The organism is Myroides injenensis M09-0166 (assembly GCF_000246945.1).
GTDB classification, from domain to species: domain Bacteria; phylum Bacteroidota; class Bacteroidia; order Flavobacteriales; family Flavobacteriaceae; genus Flavobacterium; species Flavobacterium injenense.
Map to the genome: position 1 here is coordinate 25310 of NZ_BAEX01000017.1, position 19754 is coordinate 45063.

Genomic DNA, 19754 nt, shown 5'->3' on the forward strand with positions numbered 1-19754 from the left:
TTACTTAGACTATAAGAAAGGTAGTTGGTTTAATAAGTATTTGTTAATATAGTGTTAATGTTTTTATTCCTACAAGATCTCGTGGATCTTTTCAGTAGGTCTCGCAATAACAGCTCTAGGTCCGTTAACTACGATAGGTCTTTCAATTAATTTTGGATTTCGTACCATTGCCTCAATAATTTCTTCTTCAGACATTGTCATATTGCCAAAATTATCTTGCCATAAAGCATCTTTCGTGCGTACTAATTCGATGGGAGCGTAATTTAATTTTTGTAGAATCGTCTTTACATCCGTTTCGGTAAGGTCGGCATCCAAATATTTTATAATTTTGTACGCCACACCTTGCTGCTCCATAAAAGCAATACTCTCACGAGATTTGCTACAACGAGGATTGTGATAAATTGTGATCATAAATAGATAATTTTCTATCAAATATAGTACATTTTTTGACATATGAAATATATTGAACAGTTATTGCGAATAAACAATAAACAAAAATTATGGTATTATCTACCTTTTTCTTTGTTTTTTTTCGGTGTTATGTTTCTGAATTGGCTTTTTATTAAGATTTCGAACGTTTCTACTAACGAAGCAATAAAAATGAATATTGAAAAATTCGGTAAGAATATGAATTTTTTAATAACCATAGGACCAATGGTTTTTTTATTTATTTTTCTCATTGTTTGGGTTGTTACTGTCCACAAACAATCTATAGTAAGTTTAACTACTAGTAGAAGAAAGATTGATTGGAAGCGTATTCTATTTTCTTTTTCTGTATGGTCTATCGTTACTATTGGAGTTTTTATTTATTCCTATTTGTCAAATCCTGAAGACTATGTGTTCAATTTTAAACCTTTACCATTTTTAGTTTTCTTTATTTTGGCGGTAATATTAATTCCATTGCAGACGAGTTTTGAAGAGTATTTAATGCGTGGTTACTTAATGCAAGGTATAGGTTTAGCTACTCATAGTAGAGCCATAGCATTGTTTACTACTTCTATATTATTTGGATTATTACACATGAGTAATCCTGAAGTCGAACAGATTGGATATTCTGTTATGATTTATTATATAGGTACAGGGTTTTTCTTGGGAATAATCTCCTTAATGGATGATGGAATTGAGTTAGCACTTGGATTTCATGCAGCTAATAATCTTATAGGTGTGTTACTGGTAACTTCTGACTGGACTGCATTTCAAACCAATTCACTTTTTATAAGTACTGCATCAGATGTACAAATTTCACCAGTAGAATATCTTGTTCAGGTATTTGTTATTTTACCTCTCCTTATTTTATTATTTGCAAAAAAATACAAATGGAAAAACTGGAAAGCACATTTATTTGGAAGAGTAGTAATTGAAGAAAATTAAGATGACAAATTTTATACATCCTTCGTTTAAACTAAATAATAATAGTTATACTAAACAAGAGTTATTAGATTATGCTAACACTTTAATTCAGAGTGATCAAGCGTATTTAGTAGATTTTGCAAATTTAATTCTGCAATGGTTTAATAGTGATGACTATATCGAGCTTACTACTTCTGGTACTACTGGACCTCCAAAAAAAATACAACTTCGCAAGGAAGCAATGATAAATTCAGCACGTGCTACAGGTGAGTTTTTTAATATTCAGCAAGGAAGTAAAGCACTCTTATGTATGTCTACTAAGTTTGTAGGAGGAAAATTAATGTTGATTCGTGCACTTCAACTTGGTTGGGAATTAGATGTTGTGGAACCTTGTGCAACACCTTTACAAGGAAATAATAAGTTCTATGATTTTGTAGCAATGGTACCTATGCAAGTTTCAAAGTCAATAGAAGAGTTAAGAAATGTAGGAACTTTAATTATAGGTGGAGCAAAGGTCAATACTGCGCTAAAAGAGAAGTTAACTACTTTACCAACTAAGTGTTTTGAAACTTATGGAATGACAGAAACAATCACTCATATAGCTGCAAAAAGTATAAAAGATGAGTGTTTCTCAGTACTACCACATGCGAGTTGTAGTATTGATGAAAGAGGTTGCTTAATTATTGATGCACCATCAGTTACAGATATATTGATTATTACAAATGATGTTGTAGATTTGCTTGATAATAAACATTTTATTTGGAAAGGTAGAGTAGATAATGTTATCAATAGCGGTGGGGTTAAACTACATCCAGAACAAATAGAAGAAAAGTTGGCTAAAAAGATTCCTTATCGTTTCTTTGTAGCTTCAAAAGAAGATGAATATTTTGGAAATAAGCTCATCTTGGTAATCGAACATAAAGAATATGACTTGCCTAAAGACATATTTAATGAATTAGGGAAGTATGAAATACCAAAAGAAATACAGTTTAAAGAGCGTTTTATAGAAACAGCATCGGGAAAAATCATTAGGAGTAAAAATATAATATAATCTAAGTTTATTGAATGAAAAAAAGTAGTATCTGCAATGCCATAGTAAGTCTATTTATTGCTTGTTTAGTTTCTTTTGGGCAGACTGCCTATGCAAAGAAAATCATTAGAAAAGGAGATGCAACAAATCTGATAACATCTAAGATGTTAAATGATATATTAGAGAAAAATAGAGCTTACTGTTTAAAAGGTGAAGTTGCTGATTATATCCCTGAACTAGGTAAGATGGATGCAAAAGCTATTGCTTTTTCTGTTGTTACGCCAAATGGTGAAGTGATTAGTGTGGGAGATATTAATAAGAAGTTTACAATACAGAGTATTTCCAAAATTATCTCATTATTTGTTGCAGTTTCAGAAAAGGGTGAAGATGTAGTTTTTAAAGATATGGGGTATTATGGTACAGATAAACCATTTAATCATTATGCTAATCTAGAAACTAATGGAAAGCCATTAAATCCAATGATGAATGCTGGTGCTATTTTAACTACTGCATTATTAGATGGAGAGGGTGAAGTTCCTTTTCTTAAAATATTAGATATGGTTCGTTATATTACTAAAAACGATAAGATTGACTATAGTAAAGATGTTTATCATTCTGAGAAAGAGACTGGACACCGCAATAGAGGAATATTTTATCTTCTAAAAAATAATGGATTATTAGAAGGAGAAGAAGATAAGTTAGATAATTATTTCAAACAATGTTCTATTGAAGTAACAGCAGAAGATTTAGCTAAGATTGGTTACTTTTTTGCAAATCAATGTGTTCGTTTTGACGGGGATGATAGATATAAAAGTATTGAATTAGGTAAATTAGTACAATCTCAAATGCTTATTGCTGGAATGTATGAATTTAGTGGTGAGTATGCACGTACTGTTGGTCTTCCTAGTAAATCTGGAGTAGGAGGGGGTATCGTGGTAAGTGTACCTGGAAAGATGGGAATAGGTGCTTTTAGTCCTGGATTAGATAAACAAGGTAACTCAGTGGCTGGATACCATATGATATTAGATCTAGTTAATGAGTTAAATTTAAGTATGTTTCAATAAGTATTGAAATTTTAATAAGATAAAAAAATAGACCTCTTCAATCTTGAAGAGGTCTATTTTTTTATTTCAAAGTTATCTGATTGCAACTATGTATTAAGGCGTTATTGTAGTAAATAGATAAGTTGCAAATAATACTAGTAGTACAATACCTTGCTGAATATTTGTTCGTCCAGAGCTAATAGAAATATAAACAGTGGCTAAAGAGGTAATTAATAATACGGTTGATTTTGCATCAATACCTAAAGCTACTGTTAATCCAGTGAAATAAGATACAATTGCCACGGCAGGAATTGTCAACCCTATTGACGCAAGTGCTGATCCAATGGCTAAGTTTAGACTTGTTTGCAATCTATCTCTTTTAGCAGCTTTATAGGCAGCTAGACCTTCTGGAAGTAGAATTACTGTTGCAATGATAATACCTACTAATGATTTAGGAGCTCCTGCTTCTACAACAGCACTTTCAATGGTAGGTGATAACATTTTAGAAAGTAAAACCACACAAGTTAAGGCTACAACAAGAATTGCAAAGGCAACGATTGTAGTTGGTAAATTAACGTGATTTTCTTCTAAATGCTCTTCTATTTCTTTGAGTTCTTCATCATTTATTTCTTCATGATGGGTTATTTCTTTTGTTTCTTCAATAATAAAATAGTTTCTATGTCTTATTGTCTGTACTGCTAGAAAACCTATGTAAAGAATAAGGGAAACGATAGCTACAAAAATTAATTGCGAATTAGTATAACTATTACCAGCTTGGCTTGTCGTAAAGTTTGGCAATATTAACGTTAATGTAGAAATAGCAATTAAAGTAATTAGCCCTGTACTTACCCCTTGTTTTATAAAGTTTTGTTCTTTGTAATGGTAGCCTCCAACCCAAAAGCAAAGACCTATAATTCCTGTTAGAATAATCATAATTGCCGCAAATACAGTATCTCTGGCTAAGAAAGAAGGTTCATCATTGGTTTCGCTAAGCATAATTGAAACAATAAGAGAAACCTCTATTACAGTAATTGCGAGGGCTAATATAATCGTACCATAGGGTTCTCCGAAACGGTGCGCAACAGTTTCTGCATGATGCACTGCCGCTAATACTGAGCCGATTAGAAAAACTCCCAAAAGAATATCTGTGAATATCGATGAAGGTAAAGAAGCTTTAAAAAAAATCAAAAGAAGGGCAATAAAAGGAATAATGATTGTCCAAAGTGGTGTTTTGATTAAACTGAATAGTTTTTTTAGATTCATGAGCTTTTTGATTATTTTTTAGCGAAAATATATTTTTATTGTCATGAATACAATGTGTTTTAATGTTTTTATTTAAAAAACATTAAAAAGAGGTATGGACTAATCATATGTATAAAAAAAGAGCTACTTTTTTGCGAAAGTAGCTCTTTTGGTATTATTCTAATAAATTCTAAAACTAGAATTGTTCTCTACCAGCGAAATGGAAAGCAGATTCGATAGCAGCATTTTCATCGCTATCAGATCCGTGTACTGCATTTTCTCCAATAGATTTAGCATATTTTTTACGGATAGTACCTTCAGCAGCTTCAGCAGGGTTAGTAGCACCGATTAATTTTCTAAAATCTTCAACAGCGTTATCTTTTTCTAAGATAGCTGCTACGATTGGACCTCTTGACATGAATTCAACTAATTCACCGTAGAATGGTCTTTCACTGTGTACTTCATAGAATTTTTCTGCATCTCTAACTGTTAATTGAGTTAACTTCATAGATACGATTTTAAATCCTGCTTCAGTAATCATATTGATGATTCCACCGATGTGACCTGCTTCAACAGCGTCAGGTTTGATCATTGTAAAAGTTCTGTTCGTTGCCATTATATTCTATTTAATATTTGATGCAAAAATAATCTTTTATAGTTAATTTAATTGATTTTATAAATAAAAATCTCAATAAATTAATACTATCTTATTTTGAGACTGGTATATCTAATAATCGTTGTGCTAATTCAATCATTTCTGGTGTTCCAGTATGTTTTTTGGGTTCATCAGAAAGTTTTACAACGTCTGTCCAGTGACCGCCTTCAGGCAAAGCTTGTGTCATTTTAATAACAATATTCATAGCTTCTAATCCCACATCATTTGTAAAATCTGTTCCAATACCAAATGACATTCCTATTTTTCCTTTGCAGTGTTTAGCAATGCGCTCAACTTTTTCTGGATTTAGTCCATCAGAGAATATAATGGTTTTTGAAGTTGGGTCAATATTTAAACTTTTGTAATGTGCAATTGTCATATCTGCAAATTCTAGAGGATCACCACTATCATGTCTTACTCCATCAAAGAGTTTTGCAAACTTCTTGTCAAATTGTTCAAAGAAAACTTTACTTGTATAAGTATCTGTTAATGCAATGCCTAAATCACCTCTGTAAGTATCTACCCAATGCTCTAGTCCAGTCGAATTGGCCATTTTAAAGCCATATTTAGCGGCATGAAACATAAACCATTCATGTGCATGTGTACCAATTGGCTTAGTGCCATATTTCATAGCTAAATGAACATTACTTGTTCCAATAAAAGTATCACCACCATATTTTTTTAAGGTTTCTACCACTAACTGATGTACTGCGTAAGAGTGACGTCTACGAGTTCCAAACTCAGCTATAGTAACTCCTAATTTTTTGTAGTTTTCTATTTTCGTTCTTGTCGTTTCTATCACTTTTTCCGCAGAATCTCTTTCTGAATTAGTCATTCTGTAGTATAATTCGCAGATGATAGACATTAGTGGTACTTCCCATAAAATAGTGCGATACCAATATCCTCTAATGCTAACTTGTAATTCGTCTCCTTCTTGTGAAATTTCTATTTCAGAAGGATCATAGTGATACCCTTGTAGAAAATCTAAATAGGTAGGATCAAGGTAAGGACAAGTTTTTTGCAAGAAAGATTTTTCTGCTTTTGTTAATCTAAGTTTTGCCATTTCATCCACAGCAGCTCTTAAAGCTTCAGCAAAACCTGGAGGATATTTGTGTTCACCTCTATTTATAAATATATATGCAGCTTTAGCATAAGGGAATTGTTTGATAGCAGCATACTGCATCGTAAATTTATAAAAGTCATTATCTAAAATAGAAGTAATGATTTGATTTGTGCTAGCTGTTTCCATAGGCTTCTTTTAAATTAAAATATCACTTTCTAAGTCTGATTTCTCAATTGTAAATTTAAAATTGAGTTTGTGCATTAGTTCCAAAACTAATTTTTTATACCAATTTTCTGACTTAGGGTGTATGTAGATCTTTTCAATTAATTGATTGATATCAATATTTATTTTTACTCCTTCGTTTATATGTAAATTTAGAGGTGTTACATCTGATATTACACGCACTTCTTTTTCATATTGAAAACTCTTTCTTTTAAATAAAAAAGGGAAAAAGTCATCTTCAAAAGGAATGTATTCTTTTTTATAATCAATATAGTGAACTTCTCCAATATGTTGATCTACTCTTGTTTCAGAGTTTAGAGCTTCTTTTAGTCGTCCAATAGTTGACTGTATGGCTAAGCCTTCATTGTTTTTTGTAAAGATTTGCCACATTGCAAACGATTCATACTCGTTTATATGCCAACTACTAACTACTACATTCTTTCTCTTTTGTTTATACTGATCTAAAAATGTAGGGTTGTCTGCACTAATACGTTTGATTTCTTCATAAGTAGGCTCACTAAAAGTACCTTCATATTGATCCTCAAATTTATCAGAGCGTGACATAAACATTTTGTTGGATAATAATAAATCCAAAAACTTAGACAGATCCATATACTTCCAAATGATTGTATTGGGATCTGTTGGTAATTTTATATGCTCATTTTCTCTAAACATTAATCTAATGTTTGTAGTGAAACTAACTTAGAATATGTACCATTTTGACTCATTAATTCTTGATGTGTACCTTGCTCAATTATTTTACCTTTTTGCATTACTACAATCAAATCTGCATTTTGTATTGTAGATAGTCGGTGAGCAATGACAATAGATGTTCTATTTTTCATCATATTCTCCAATGCTACTTGAACAAGTTTCTCACTTTCAGTATCAAGTGCTGAGGTCGCTTCATCAAGAATCATAATAGGAGGGTTTTTTAATACGGCTCTTGCAATAGAAAGACGTTGCTTTTGACCTCCGGATAGCTTACTACCTGCATCTCCAATATTTGTTTCTATACCATCAGGTAAGTCCTTGACAAATTCATAGGCATTAGCAATTTTTAATGCTTCTATAATTTCCTCGTCAGTTGCGTTTTCTTTACCGATTAATAAATTGTTTTTTATAGTATCGTTAAATAAGATGCTGTCTTGTGTAACAAGTCCTATCAAGTCTCTTAAATCATGGATATCTAAATCTTTAATCTCTTGTGAATCAACTTTTATTGTACCACTTTCAATATCCCAAAAACGAGTTAGTAAGTTAGCAATTGTACTTTTTCCACTTCCAGATTGCCCAACTAAAGCTACAGTTTTTCCTTTTGGAATAGTAAGGGTAAAATCTTTAAGTACTAATTCATTCTCATATTTGAAAGAGATATTCTTTATATCAATTTCATTTTCAAAAGATGTTTTATGTACTGCATCTGGTTTTGAAGTAATTGGGTTTTCTTCTTCTAATATTTCTAACACTCTTTCTGCAGCAGCATTTCCTCTTTTTAAACTATAAGAAGCTTTAGACATTGCTTTTGCTGGAGTTAAAATATTATAAGCCATCCCAATATAAGCGATAAATGAAGCACCAGTAAGTGACCCTTCTCCCAATACTAAATGTCCACCATAAACTAATAATACAGCTATAGTTACTATACCTAAAAATTCACTTAATGGGGAAGATAAGTTCTGACGATTTAGAATAGTATTGTTTAACTCATAAAAAGTTTGAGTAGAGTTTTGAAACTTATTATTGAATTTTTTCTCGGAATTAAAACTTTTAATAACGCGTAATCCAGCTAAAGATTCTTCAATAATAGATAAAAAGTAACCTTGTTCTTTTGATGCTTTTTGAGAGCTCTTTTTTAGCGTTTTACCAACTTTTGATATAATAATCCCTGATACTGGAACAAAGATAAATACAAAAATAGTTAACTGTGTACTTATTGCAAACATGGTAACTATTGTAAAAATAATCGTAAGAGGCTCTCTTACTACTACTTCTAAGATGGATAAAAAGGAGTGTTGTATTTCTAATACATCTGATGTGATTCTTGATATTACATCACCTTTTCTTTTTTCTGAGAAGAAAGATAAGGGCAGATCAAGAGATTTTTTGTACATCGCATTACGAATATCTTTTAGAACTCCATTACGTAAGAAAGTAATGAAGTACATCGCCCAATAATTAAATAAGTTTTTAAGAAGGAACAATGATATTATCAATGCAGCTAACCACATTAAGGTATTCTGAGCACCATACTCATCAGAATGCTGCGTTAAGTAAAACGACATTATGTCTTGTAAATAATCCTTCGCATGACTAAAACCTGTGTAAATTGGCTTTTCTGTTACGGGTTTTTCATCACCAAATAAAACAGTAAGCATTGGAATCAGTGCAACAAAAGACAATGCACTGAACAGTGCATATAGGATATTAAAGAATATATTTAGGTAAGCGTAAGTCTTATAAGGTTTCGCAAAGCGAATAATCTTCTTGAAGTATTCGTTCATATGTTGTTTGAATATAGGGAATAAAAGATAGACTGGTATTTCTACCAGTCTATTCTATTAGTTTAATTTCATTTCTTTAATGATATCCTGAATTTTCTGGTCTAGTACTTTTTCTGTTTCTTTTACTTCTGAAAGATTGTGAAGTGGTTCGTTTACACTGAAATAGAATTTAATCTTAGGTTCAGTACCACTTGGTCTAGCAGCTATTTTAGTACCGTCTTCTAGGTAGTAGATTAACACATTAGATTTAGGAACTGTGATGGTTTCTACTTCCCCTGTTATTAGATTTTTAGCTTCACTGCTTTGATAATCTTCAACACAAACTACGCGTTGACCAATTATTTCAGTCAATGGATGTTCTCTTAAGTCTACCATCATCTGCTTAATTTCTTCTGCTCCAGAAATACCTTTCTTAACAATAGAGATTAAATGCTCTTTATAGAATCTATTATCAATATATAGATTCATTAATTCTTGGTAGAAAGAACTTCCTGCAGCCTTAGCGATAGCAGCAATTTCGCAAACTAATAGAGTAGAAGCAACAGCATCTTTATCTCTTACTGCATCACCTACCATAAATCCAAAGCTCTCTTCACCACCTCCGATAAATTTTTGATTAGGACACTCATTGATGAATTTAGCAATCCATTTAAAACCAGTCAAACCTACTTTACACTCTACACCATAGCTTTCTGCTAAATCCAACATCATAGGAGTAGAAACAATCGTAGATCCAATAAATTCATTTCCTTTAAATCCTTTATTGCGTTTCCATTGTTCTAATAAGAATCCTGTCATCATAACCATTGTTTGGTTACCATTAAGAAGGATCATTTTTCCATCTAAATCACGAACTCCAATACCAATACGGTCAGAGTCAGGGTCTGTACCAATTACAATATCAGCACCTTTTTCATCAGCTAACTCTAAAGCCATTTTTAATGCCTCAGGTTCTTCAGGATTTGGCGATTTTACTGTAGGGAAATCTCCATTTGGTTCAGCTTGTTCTTTTACAATATAAACATTTTCATATCCAGCAGCTTCTAGAACTCTTGGGATTAATTTGATAGATGTTCCATGCAATGAAGTATAAGCTATTTTTAAACCATCTTTTACTGATTGTGGTGTGTCGAAACTTGCGTTTAAAATTGTAGAATCAATAAATGCTTTGTCTAGATCTTCGCCAACATAAGTGATTAGGCTATCATTACCATTGAAGTTTATCTCACTATAAGTTAGTTTGTTTATTTCATCTATAACAGCTGCATCATTTGGAGGCACTATTTGACCACCATCTTGCCAGTACACTTTATATCCATTATATTCTGGTGGATTGTGTGATGCAGTCAATACAATACCTGCATTACAACCATAATATCTAACAGCAAAAGAAAGTTCTGGTGTAGGACGCATCTCAGAGAATAAATAAACCTTTATTCCATTTGCAGTAAATACATCTGCTACTACTTTAGCTAATTCTTGACTATTATGACGACAGTCAAAGTTGATCGCTACTTTCCATTCTTCATTTGGAAAAGATTGCTTAATATAATTAGAAAGTCCTTGAGTGTTTTTTCCTAAAGTATATTTATTGATACGGTTAGTACCAATTCCCATTATTCCGCGCATACCGCCAGTACCAAATTCTAAGTTTTTGTAAAAACTATCTTTTAGTAAAGCTGGATCAGTATCAATCATTTTTTGTACTGCATGTTGAGTCTCTGTGTCAAAAGGAGCAACTAACCATTGTTCTGCTTTTGCTAAGATTTCTTTTTCTACTTGCATAATAATAATTTTAGTGTTTGTTAAAAACCGCGTTGTTCCGCGATTTTATATCTATTACTGTTAGATTTCGTTTTAAGTATCATTTCTCCTATAAAACCAGCTAAGAATAATTGAGTTCCAATTATCATTGTGGTAAGTGAAATGTAGAACCAAGGATCGTTTGTCACTAATATTGCTGGTTCACCAATATATAATTTGTACAGTTTTCGAATACCAATAAATAATGCGGCTATAAAACCGATTCCAAACATTAGAACGCCCATTGCTCCAAAAAAGTGCATAGGACGCTTACCGAATTTAGCTAAAAACCATATGGTAATTAAATCTAGGAAACCATTTATAAAACGGCTCATACCGAATTTAGTGGTTCCATATTTTCGAGCTTGATGTATTACTACTTTTTCACCAATTTTTGCATATCCTTCATTTTTTGCTAATACTGGTATATAGCGATGCATCTCTCCATATACTTCTATGTTTTTTACTACATCTTTTCGATAAGCTTTTAATCCACAATTGAAGTCATGTAAGTACACACCTGAAGTTTTTCTGGCAGCCCAATTAAAAAGTTTTGAAGGAATATTTTTAGCTATAACAGAGTCATATCTTTTCTTCTTCCATCCAGAGACTAAGTCATAGTGTTCCTCCATAATCATATTATAGAGTTCAGGTATCTCATCAGGGCTGTCTTGTAAATCAGCATCCATTGTGATAATCACATCTCCTTCTACTTCTAAAAATCCAGCGTGTAATGCTTGTGACTTTCCAAAGTTACGTTGAAAACGGATACCTTTTATATGAGAATCGTCATAGGAAAGCTTAGAAATTATATCCCAGGACTGGTCTGTACTACCATCATCTATGAATAGAACTTCATAACTGTATTGATGCTTTTGCATTACTTTAGTAATCCAAGCATATAATTCAGGCAAAGATTCTGCTTCATTTAGTAAAGGGATGACAATAGATATATTCATTACTGTTAAGGTCTTGTCTAGTTAATATACTTCTTTAAAATATTAAAGATATAAACTTAGTGAAATTATTTTTCTGATTTTTCTTTTGGTAAAGGCTGCATAAATTCTGACTTATTTCTAAAAATAGCAGCTAATAAAAAACCTAGTATACAATATTTTAATATACTTCCTGCCCAAGCAAATATTTGTGCTTTAAATGTAAAAGGGTTAGATTCTTTAGCTTGTTCTAATTTTGCAATTCTATCATCATCTACTAGACCGATCGCATCAATACGCTCTACAGCCATTTGATATAAAGTTTCTCTTAGGCTATCTTGTGCTGTAGGGTCGGCTACAGTGAATAATAAATAATAAATAGCCATATTGGCTGTAACTCCAATAGCAATATAGATAAGGTAAGGAGTGAAAATATCTTTAAAGGTAATATATCCACCAGCTGCTTTTTTACTAATAAGCATACAAGCTACTGCTAAGACTATAGTTACTCCAATATTTAAAAAACCTAAAGGTAAACTAGTAAATAGACTTTGATCAGTATAAAATACGATACAGTCAAATAGCAAATAATACAATGCTAAAATTAAACCAAATCTTATTCCAATTTTATTTATCGAATTTTTCATTATTTATTTTCAATATTAAGTTACAAATATACTAAAAATAAGCCTTAGACTTCTGCGTAGAATCAGAGAATATTAACACTATTACAATCTCTAAATGTTGTAGAATAGTAAAAAGATTATTTATTTTTTCAATTTATTATTCTGGTAAATATTCTTATTTGTGATTAATTGTTTTAAAGGTCTTTTAGAATAAGGTTTTGAAAAAATACTGAAGCCTATTTTTATAGCAAAGTCTAAAAAAAAATGATTTAATAATCAGATTTAAATAGGTGATGAATTCTTGTTTTTTTAAACAGTAGTTTGTTTGCATGTTTAGTGAAAGAATGTAAGATAGTTAGGAGTGAAGTCGTCTTAACTCTTGTAAAATAAAGAGGGGGTCTAGAAATTTAAAAAATCTAAAAAGTCAAGGTTACTTCATCTTATTATCGCTTATCCAATTCATAACAATCATTTTATTTTTAAAAGGTGTTTTTTGAATAGAAGTACTTAAAAAAATTCTTGGAATAAGAGATTTCTTATATGCCTTTATTACTATAGAGGATATGATTTTTTCAACAACGCGTCAACAGTTCTTCAAGATTCCTTCAACAAATAGCCCTCTATATGGAGCAATCATGGGGAAGTGTTGAAGAAGTGTTGAAGGATTTCGCTCTAATGCTTATGAATAGTGGCTTTAGCAAGCATTACGATTTTACCTTAAAATGATTGTTTTTAAGGTAATGTGTTGTAATATAGTTAGATATGTTTTTTTTGAATTAAAAAAAAGTGAGGTAGTTTTTATTTTAGTTAGATAGTTAAAGTGTTTGCTGAAAAACTCATAGCCTATTGATATATAAAGGATATATTGGGTATAGAAATCTATAGTGAATACATACCTAATCAATTAACGAATCCAGAGATCTCTCTATAAAGATTATTGTATTAATGATGACGCTGATACAGCAGATTTAAATAGTTAAGTATAATCCATAAAAAAAGACACTTTCCTTATTTATCAGAAAAGTGTCTTTTTTATGGATATAGAATTATTTGACAGGTTTTAGATTTGACATTTTTTCTAAAGTATCAAAAAAGTCTTTCTGCATATTAGGTGACATATTTTTTACTCTTGCTTGTCCATGATTTTTTTTAGGAAGGACGTAAGATTTAGAATTTACTTTTTTGGTAGGGATGACCATTGATGCACTCCATGTATCTGTTTCTCCATAAACATAAAGTATATTGTTTGCTTTTTCATCTAACCAAGTTTTTACTTTCTTGATTAATTTGTCATCAAAACTACTATATGATGTACCTTCAGGCATGAAAGTAGCTAAAGGGTTTGAAGTAAAGCTAACATATTTTTTAAATGGAGTAATATCATAACCGTAATACCCTAATTGTGTACCTGCTTGATAATAATGAGAAGCATATTTATTTATATCTCTGTCACTGAAGAAATCAATATTACTTATACTTAAAAAATATTCTGTTAATTCATCTATATTATCAGTAGCAGGAATAAGTTCACAAGAATGTCCTGATTGCCAAAAAGCAAAACTATATTCTAGTACTGCATATTCAAACGCTTTTTCTAATGATCCTATGTAGTCAAAGGTAAGATTGGCTCCTTTCGCGTACCAATTAAGTTTTTCTAGGATTGCTTCTTTATTTTCAAATAATTGAATTTGTATTTTTTGAATTTTATCACGACAACTTTTATCACCCACTTGATTTAAAAAGCTGTAGATTCTTGGTTCTTCTAGCGATTGATTAAAGGGTGCTACATAAGGGATTGAGACATCTACATCATTGGGATAGAAGTAGCGGTAATAGATAGTAGTTTGCCCTCCTTTACTAATACCTGTACTGATCCATTTTCCTTTATATAATTCCTTAAATAATTGATTGATTTCATGTAAATCGCCGGTAACTTGTTCCATCGTTAAGTATTGCCAAGGTTTGCCTTCTGGAATAGATTCACCAAAATATCTGTGTTCAATATTCAAATAGTTACTTTGAAGATAATCGACCATTTCACTTGCTCTTACATATAAATCATAACCATTAGTCTCCATTATTGTTGGCTGTTCAAAACCTCTGTGATAGAAATGTACTTTTTGATAAAAGAATCCTTTTGATTCATCGTTATGGTCAATAGGTTGTTTTATTTTTAATTCATATACTAGATAAGAATCATCTTTTGAATCAAGTTGGTGAAAAGTGACGTTTTTTAAATTGTATAATGCTTGTTCAACAGCTTTTTTATCTGGATGAGCTAAGGTTAGTATTGTAATTAATAAAAATACAATTGTAGTTAGTTTTTTAAACATAGTTTTTTGATATAAAGTTGGTTTTAAGTTATCAAAGATAAAGTTGTTGGCGAAAATCAAAAATATAAAAGTGTTAAATTGCGAATTTGTTGATATACTTAGATTTAGATAGTGCTAAAATGGTAGCTAAGTAATAATGCTTTATTGGAATATTCGATAAGAGAACAGATTGAAGTATAGCATAAAAATAAAATTGAAATACTTATTTGAAAATTCAATATTAGTTGTAAATTTGCAATCTGAATAAAAAATAATTTAACAATAAAAAAGTTATCCGACATTTATATCTTTCTTGAGAAATAGAAAGCCGCAAAGTGAAAGGTAGCTCAAAATTTAAAACAGGTTTATCATGAAAAAAGGTATTCACCCAGAAAATTACAGATTAGTAGCATTTAAAGATATGTCTAACGAAGACGTATTCATTACAAAATCAACAGTAGATACAAAAGAAACTATCGAAGTTGATGGAGTGGAATACCCAGTGTTCAAAATGGAGATCTCTCGTACATCTCACCCATTCTACACAGGTAAATCTAAACTTATCGATACTGCAGGACGTATTGATAAATTCAAAAACAAATATGCTAAATTCAAAAAATAATTTTAGAATTTACTACAATAATAAACCCTTACTTTTTAGTGAGGGTTTTTTTATGGTAATCATCCAGGTAGCATAGTACTATTAAATTTTATTTATAAGATTTATGTTTATTTCTAAATCAAAAGCATATCCTGAGGAAAATAAGGAGTTTTTAAAATATTGATTCTTAATTGAAGGTTAAATAAATAGTGCCTCTTGGCTATATTTTTTAAGCTATTCTTTGTAACTTTAAACTTTAAATAAAGAAATGCTTATCATGAATTATATTTTATTTGACGGAGAAGTAAGAGGAAATTTATTACCATTTACTTATACACGCCCAGTGGCTGATATTAGAGTCGGAATTTTGACAATTAGAGAAAAATGGGAAAAGTTTTTAGGGTCAACGACTACAACTATTACTGAAGAATATTTATCTTATAAATACCCAATGGTAGAATTAGAAAATAATGTAATGATTAATGCTGCTTACTTGCCTACACAAGAACTTGTAGAAATGATACAAGACTTACAACCTCTCCAAGGAATATTATATAAGGAAGATATTATAGCATTTTATACTCAAGATAGTCAAGATGAGGTTAATCTAGATACTTATGATTTAATAGAGTATAAAAAGGAGTTACTTAAGATAGAGCACAAATGGGATATCTTTGCAAAGAATGACGCTGCATTAAGAGCTGATTTTGATTTGATTACAGAAGATCGTATTTCTGAGTCTATTCCAGCTACAGTGAATGTCCTAGCACCAGAAAATGTATTTATTGAAGAAGGAGCTGTTTTGAATTTCGTGACATTAAATGCTTCAACTGGACCAATTTATATTGGAAAGGATACTGAGATTATGGAAGGGGCTATTATACGAGGACCATTTGCCTTATGTGAAGGGTCTCAGGTAAAAATGGGAGCTAAAATATATGGTGCTACTACTGTAGGCCCACATAGTAGAGTAGGTGGAGAAGTTAGTAATTCGGTTATATTTGGTTATAGTAATAAAGGGCATGATGGTTTTTTAGGAAATTCAGTCTTAGGAGAGTGGTGTAATTTAGGTGCTGATACTAACAATTCTAATTTAAAGAATAATTATGCTCCTGTAAAAGTATGGAACTTTGAAAAAATGAAATATGAAAAAACGGGACTTCAGTTCTGTGGGTTAATGATGGGAGACTATAGTAAATCTGGTATTAATACCATGTTTAATACTGGTACTGTTGTAGGTATTTCATGTAGTATTTTTGGAGGAGGTTTTCCTAGTACAGTTATACCAAACTTTACTTGGGGAGGTATTGAAGTTTCTGATTTCTATGATGTCGATAAGGCTATTAGTACATTGAAAGTCGTTATGGATCGTCGACATGTAGTTTTGACTGATGAGGATATTAAAATCATACGTTATATCGCTGACGATAGTGAATTAGATCGTTTTGAATTTCATCTAAAAAGTGATTTGTAAAAGAACTAATATATAAAAAGAATAAGAGGCTGTCCATTTATGGACAGCCTCTCGCTTTTTATAGCTATCTATATTCTTAATAATAAGAGCTGAAAAAGTTATTACTTGGGTATAAATTCTTTATTGATATTACTTTCGATAATATAGGATCTAGATCATTATTTCCTTTTTTTATCTTAGTTTCAGCTTGGTAAAGTTCTTTACCAGTCTTATTGTCAACAATACTTAGTTTTACTACATTTTTTTTGTAGGTAATTATTGTGTGATTTTCATAAGTATCATATGAATAACCATAATAATCTTCTACTAAATTTAAATCATTAATTACAATTGTTCCTTCCTTTAATTTTCCATCACTAAAAGTAGCATTGTATTTAACTTTATCATTTTCTATGTATTGATATTTTCCATCAAGAATACCATCAACTAATTCGAACTTAATAGTAGAATTTGCATCTTCATTGTTAATAGTTCTTTGAAAATGATTATCGCTAATTTTTATTTCTTCTGCTAGGGTTGTATCATTATAAACATTGAAATAAGTAGTTTTTATTTTATCTCCTTGTTGATAAATCGTTTGTGTCTTATACTCATATCCATCAGATAATTCTGCACCTTCATATGGATAATCATTTTTATATTCTATTCTAGATATTTCATTTCCTTCATCATCATATTTAATACTAAAACCATTTCTTAGTTCATTTTGAAATTCTTCAGAACTGATCATAATAGTATCAGTAAAATTTTCTTCTTTTGTTTTTTCACCTGCAGAGTAATAAACTTTTTTATATGGATTGTCAGTATTGTAAATTGAATATTGATTTTCAATCCCCTCTCTTAATCCATTTTTAAAAGGTGTTTCTGTAATTTGATAACCATCACTTTCATGAACTATACCATTATAAGGTGCTCCATCCTTGTAAGTAACAGTAGAAATAACTTCACCATTACTATTAAAGAATTTTCCAGATTTGTTAAAGTCTATTTCATAAAATAAATAATATTCGCTGCTTGTATTCCATAAAGCAGTTTCATACTCATCATTTGTACTCCAAGAGGTATTGTCATAGATGTTTGCACTATCTTTTGGAAGATATTTTTTAGCAGTGATGGCTTTTCCATTGATGAATTTTTCTATTGACTTTACTTGATTGTCATTATAAAATTCGATTTTAGTTCCATTCTTTTCTTCAAAATCAAACTTGCCTAATTCTTTTCCTTTCTTATCATAATAGGTAGCAGATGTTACTTCAGAACCATAATAATTAGGTGCGTGAATTTGTACTTCTTGAATCTTTCCATTGTTATAATAGTTTACAACTTTATTGACAATGTTGTTAGTATAAAAAGTTTCCGATTTTAACTGTAATGATTTACTTGATGTGTTATATTCTGCTCTGTATACGATTTGTCCTTTTTCATATTTTTCTGCACTGCTAATCTTTCCATCATACATAGTAAAGACAGTTCCTTTTTTTACAGATAAATTTTCATAAGGATCTCTTTCATAATAAGCACGACCAATTTCTTTTCCCGATTTGTCATAATAAATACTTACATCATTTTCTCTCTTTTCAAATATTTTATCAGAATTTGAATAGAAAGCCTGTTGAGATATGATTTCACCATCTTTATAGTTTGTTATGCTATCGTCTTCATAAGAAGTACCATTGAAAGGCATATAATCTTGATAAGTAAGTACGCTTTTCACTTTACCATTTATATCATAATACTCTACTTCAGTAATATAGTTTGTAGTACTATCATATTTGGTAACAGACTTTTTTACATTTGGTTTTGGATGTGAGTAAAAGGTAGTTGTCTCAAGTAAATTACCTTTATCATATTTATATGTAGTTTGTATTTCATCTGTAGGATCAGCATAATTAAAATAAAATACCGTACCAGTATATTGATCTTGATACCCATCTACTAAAACACTACTATAGTGTCCTATTATCTTACCATTTTTATCATAAGTGGTTTCTTCTACACTATCATCTTTAGTAACCATTTTTGATTTTAGCTTACCATTAGTATAGAATAATTCCTTTTGAGTAACTTCTCCTTCTTTATATGTATTAATTGAAGAAATTATAAATTCACTAGGTGTTATTTCTACGCTAGTTCCGTTATAAGGAACTTGATCCTGAAAATAAAGAGAGTGTTTTAAATTCCCTTTTTCATCGTAGTATTGCATACTTTCATACTCACCATTATCATTAAATGAATAAGAAATTTTGTTTTTGTCATTTTTTGGGTTGATAAAATCAAATTGTTTAAAATCTCCCTCTACTGCTTGAGCGAAATAAACAATTCCATCTAATTGTTGCATAACTTTCCCGTCATATAACATGCTTTCACTTTCGCTAAATTTGCCATAGTAGGTATCGCCAGTAAATATATCGGTAGAGTTAGCACTGACTAGGTTTCCACTCTCATCGTAAGTAAATGTAGATTGTAATTTACCATCTTCAGTGTAGTAATTTACATCTCCGTAATATGATATTTTACTATATTGTGTTTTTGCTTTTCCTTTTGATATTAATAGGTTGTTACTTAATTTATAAGTTTCAATATTTTTAATATCATCGTTTTTGTTAGTTGTTAACGAAAAATAAGTGGCATTTTCTTTATTAGTAATATAATTATAAGTATCAGAATAGATAGTATCTTTTACAACTTGTGCTGACATTGAAATTGTAAAAAGAAAGGCTAGGGGAATGAATTTTTTTATCATATTGTAATTGGGTTTTCTATTTGTTTTTGTCTTGGTAAAAATAGGAAACTATCTTTTAAAACAATCTTTGTTTAACTGCATTTTATCTAGCTATAATTGGGGATTTTTTATAGAAAAAAAGAAAAATTTATAATTTTATAACGGTAGAAAT

16 protein-coding genes are annotated in these 19754 nt (G+C 30.5%); 5 read left to right on the forward strand and 11 right to left on the reverse strand.

Features of this window, described 5'->3' with window-relative positions; all coding sequences use genetic code 11:
- Window positions 1–69: 69 nt before the first annotated feature.
- Window positions 70–411: an arsenate reductase (glutaredoxin) gene (gene arsC, locus RH98_RS04440; RefSeq protein WP_026038740.1), complete on the reverse strand. Its 342-nt coding sequence runs from the start codon at window positions 409–411 to the stop codon at window positions 70–72.
- Between the two features lie 42 nt (window positions 412–453).
- On the opposite strand from arsC, the gene RH98_RS04445 reads away from it, so the two are divergent.
- From RH98_RS04445 to glsA, 3 genes are read left to right on the forward strand one after another with little or no spacing between them, the layout of a single operon-like run.
- Window positions 454–1371: a CPBP family intramembrane glutamic endopeptidase gene (locus RH98_RS04445; RefSeq protein ID WP_010250956.1), complete on the forward strand. Its 918-nt coding sequence runs from the start codon at window positions 454–456 to the stop codon at window positions 1369–1371.
- Between the two features lies 1 nt (window position 1372).
- Window positions 1373–2401: an AMP-binding protein gene (locus tag RH98_RS04450; RefSeq protein WP_010250958.1), complete on the forward strand. Its 1029-nt coding sequence runs from the start codon at window positions 1373–1375 to the stop codon at window positions 2399–2401.
- Between the two features lie 14 nt (window positions 2402–2415).
- The gene (gene glsA / locus RH98_RS04455) at window positions 2416–3444 is read left to right on the forward strand and encodes a glutaminase A (protein WP_010250960.1); all 1029 of its coding nucleotides are present in this window, start codon (window positions 2416–2418) and stop codon (window positions 3442–3444) included.
- Window positions 3445–3537: 93 nt separating this feature from the next.
- On the opposite strand, the gene RH98_RS04460 is transcribed toward glsA, so the two are convergent.
- The 9 genes from RH98_RS04460 to RH98_RS04500 all read right to left on the reverse strand — a co-directional run bounded on the left by RH98_RS04460 (window position 3538) and on the right by RH98_RS04500 (window position 14806).
- Window positions 3538–4686 (reverse strand): calcium:cation antiporter, encoded by a 1149-nt coding sequence (locus RH98_RS04460; RefSeq protein WP_010250962.1) that lies wholly within the window; start codon window positions 4684–4686, stop codon window positions 3538–3540.
- A gap of 175 nt (window positions 4687–4861) precedes the next feature.
- Window positions 4862–5281: a nucleoside-diphosphate kinase gene (locus RH98_RS04465; protein WP_010250964.1), complete on the reverse strand. Its 420-nt coding sequence runs from the start codon at window positions 5279–5281 to the stop codon at window positions 4862–4864.
- Between the two features lie 91 nt (window positions 5282–5372).
- Window positions 5373–6569: a nicotinate phosphoribosyltransferase gene (pncB, locus tag RH98_RS04470; protein ID WP_010250966.1), complete on the reverse strand. Its 1197-nt coding sequence runs from the start codon at window positions 6567–6569 to the stop codon at window positions 5373–5375.
- 9 nt (window positions 6570–6578) lie between these two features.
- Window positions 6579–7280, reverse strand: coding sequence for a DUF2971 domain-containing protein (locus tag RH98_RS04475; RefSeq protein ID WP_010250967.1), 702 nt, complete (start codon window positions 7278–7280; stop codon window positions 6579–6581).
- Entirely contained in the window at window positions 7280–9109 is a 1830-nt protein-coding gene (locus RH98_RS04480) for an ABC transporter ATP-binding protein (RefSeq protein ID WP_010250969.1), read from the reverse strand. Before RH98_RS04480 ends, RH98_RS04475 begins: the two co-directional genes overlap by 1 nt.
- A gap of 57 nt (window positions 9110–9166) precedes the next feature.
- Entirely contained in the window at window positions 9167–10894 is a 1728-nt protein-coding gene (locus tag RH98_RS04485; RefSeq protein ID WP_010250971.1) for a phospho-sugar mutase, read from the reverse strand.
- Between the two features lie 20 nt (window positions 10895–10914).
- Window positions 10915–11871, reverse strand: coding sequence for a glycosyltransferase family 2 protein (locus RH98_RS04490; RefSeq protein ID WP_010250973.1), 957 nt, complete (start codon window positions 11869–11871; stop codon window positions 10915–10917).
- A gap of 65 nt (window positions 11872–11936) precedes the next feature.
- Complete coding sequence (locus tag RH98_RS04495; protein ID WP_010250975.1) at window positions 11937–12494, reverse strand: DUF4199 domain-containing protein; 558 nt, start codon at window positions 12492–12494, stop codon at window positions 11937–11939.
- Window positions 12495–13519: 1025 nt separating this feature from the next.
- Window positions 13520–14806: a S28 family serine protease gene (locus RH98_RS04500; protein ID WP_010250977.1), complete on the reverse strand. Its 1287-nt coding sequence runs from the start codon at window positions 14804–14806 to the stop codon at window positions 13520–13522.
- A 349-nt stretch (window positions 14807–15155) separates the two neighbouring features.
- Between RH98_RS04500 and RH98_RS04505 the strand changes: the two genes are divergently transcribed.
- Both RH98_RS04505 and RH98_RS04510 read left to right on the forward strand, forming a co-directional pair.
- Window positions 15156–15407, forward strand: a complete 252-nt coding sequence (locus RH98_RS04505) for a type B 50S ribosomal protein L31 (protein ID WP_010250979.1) — start codon at window positions 15156–15158, stop codon at window positions 15405–15407.
- A gap of 256 nt (window positions 15408–15663) precedes the next feature.
- On the forward strand, window positions 15664–16860 hold the full coding sequence (locus tag RH98_RS04510; protein ID WP_010250981.1) for a GlmU family protein: 1197 nt from the start codon (window positions 15664–15666) through the stop codon (window positions 16858–16860).
- A 76-nt stretch (window positions 16861–16936) separates the two neighbouring features.
- Here RH98_RS04510 and RH98_RS04515 read toward each other — a convergent pair whose 3' ends face one another.
- Window positions 16937–19603: a hypothetical protein gene (locus RH98_RS04515; RefSeq protein ID WP_010250983.1), complete on the reverse strand. Its 2667-nt coding sequence runs from the start codon at window positions 19601–19603 to the stop codon at window positions 16937–16939.
- Between the last annotated feature and the right edge of the window lie 151 nt (window positions 19604–19754).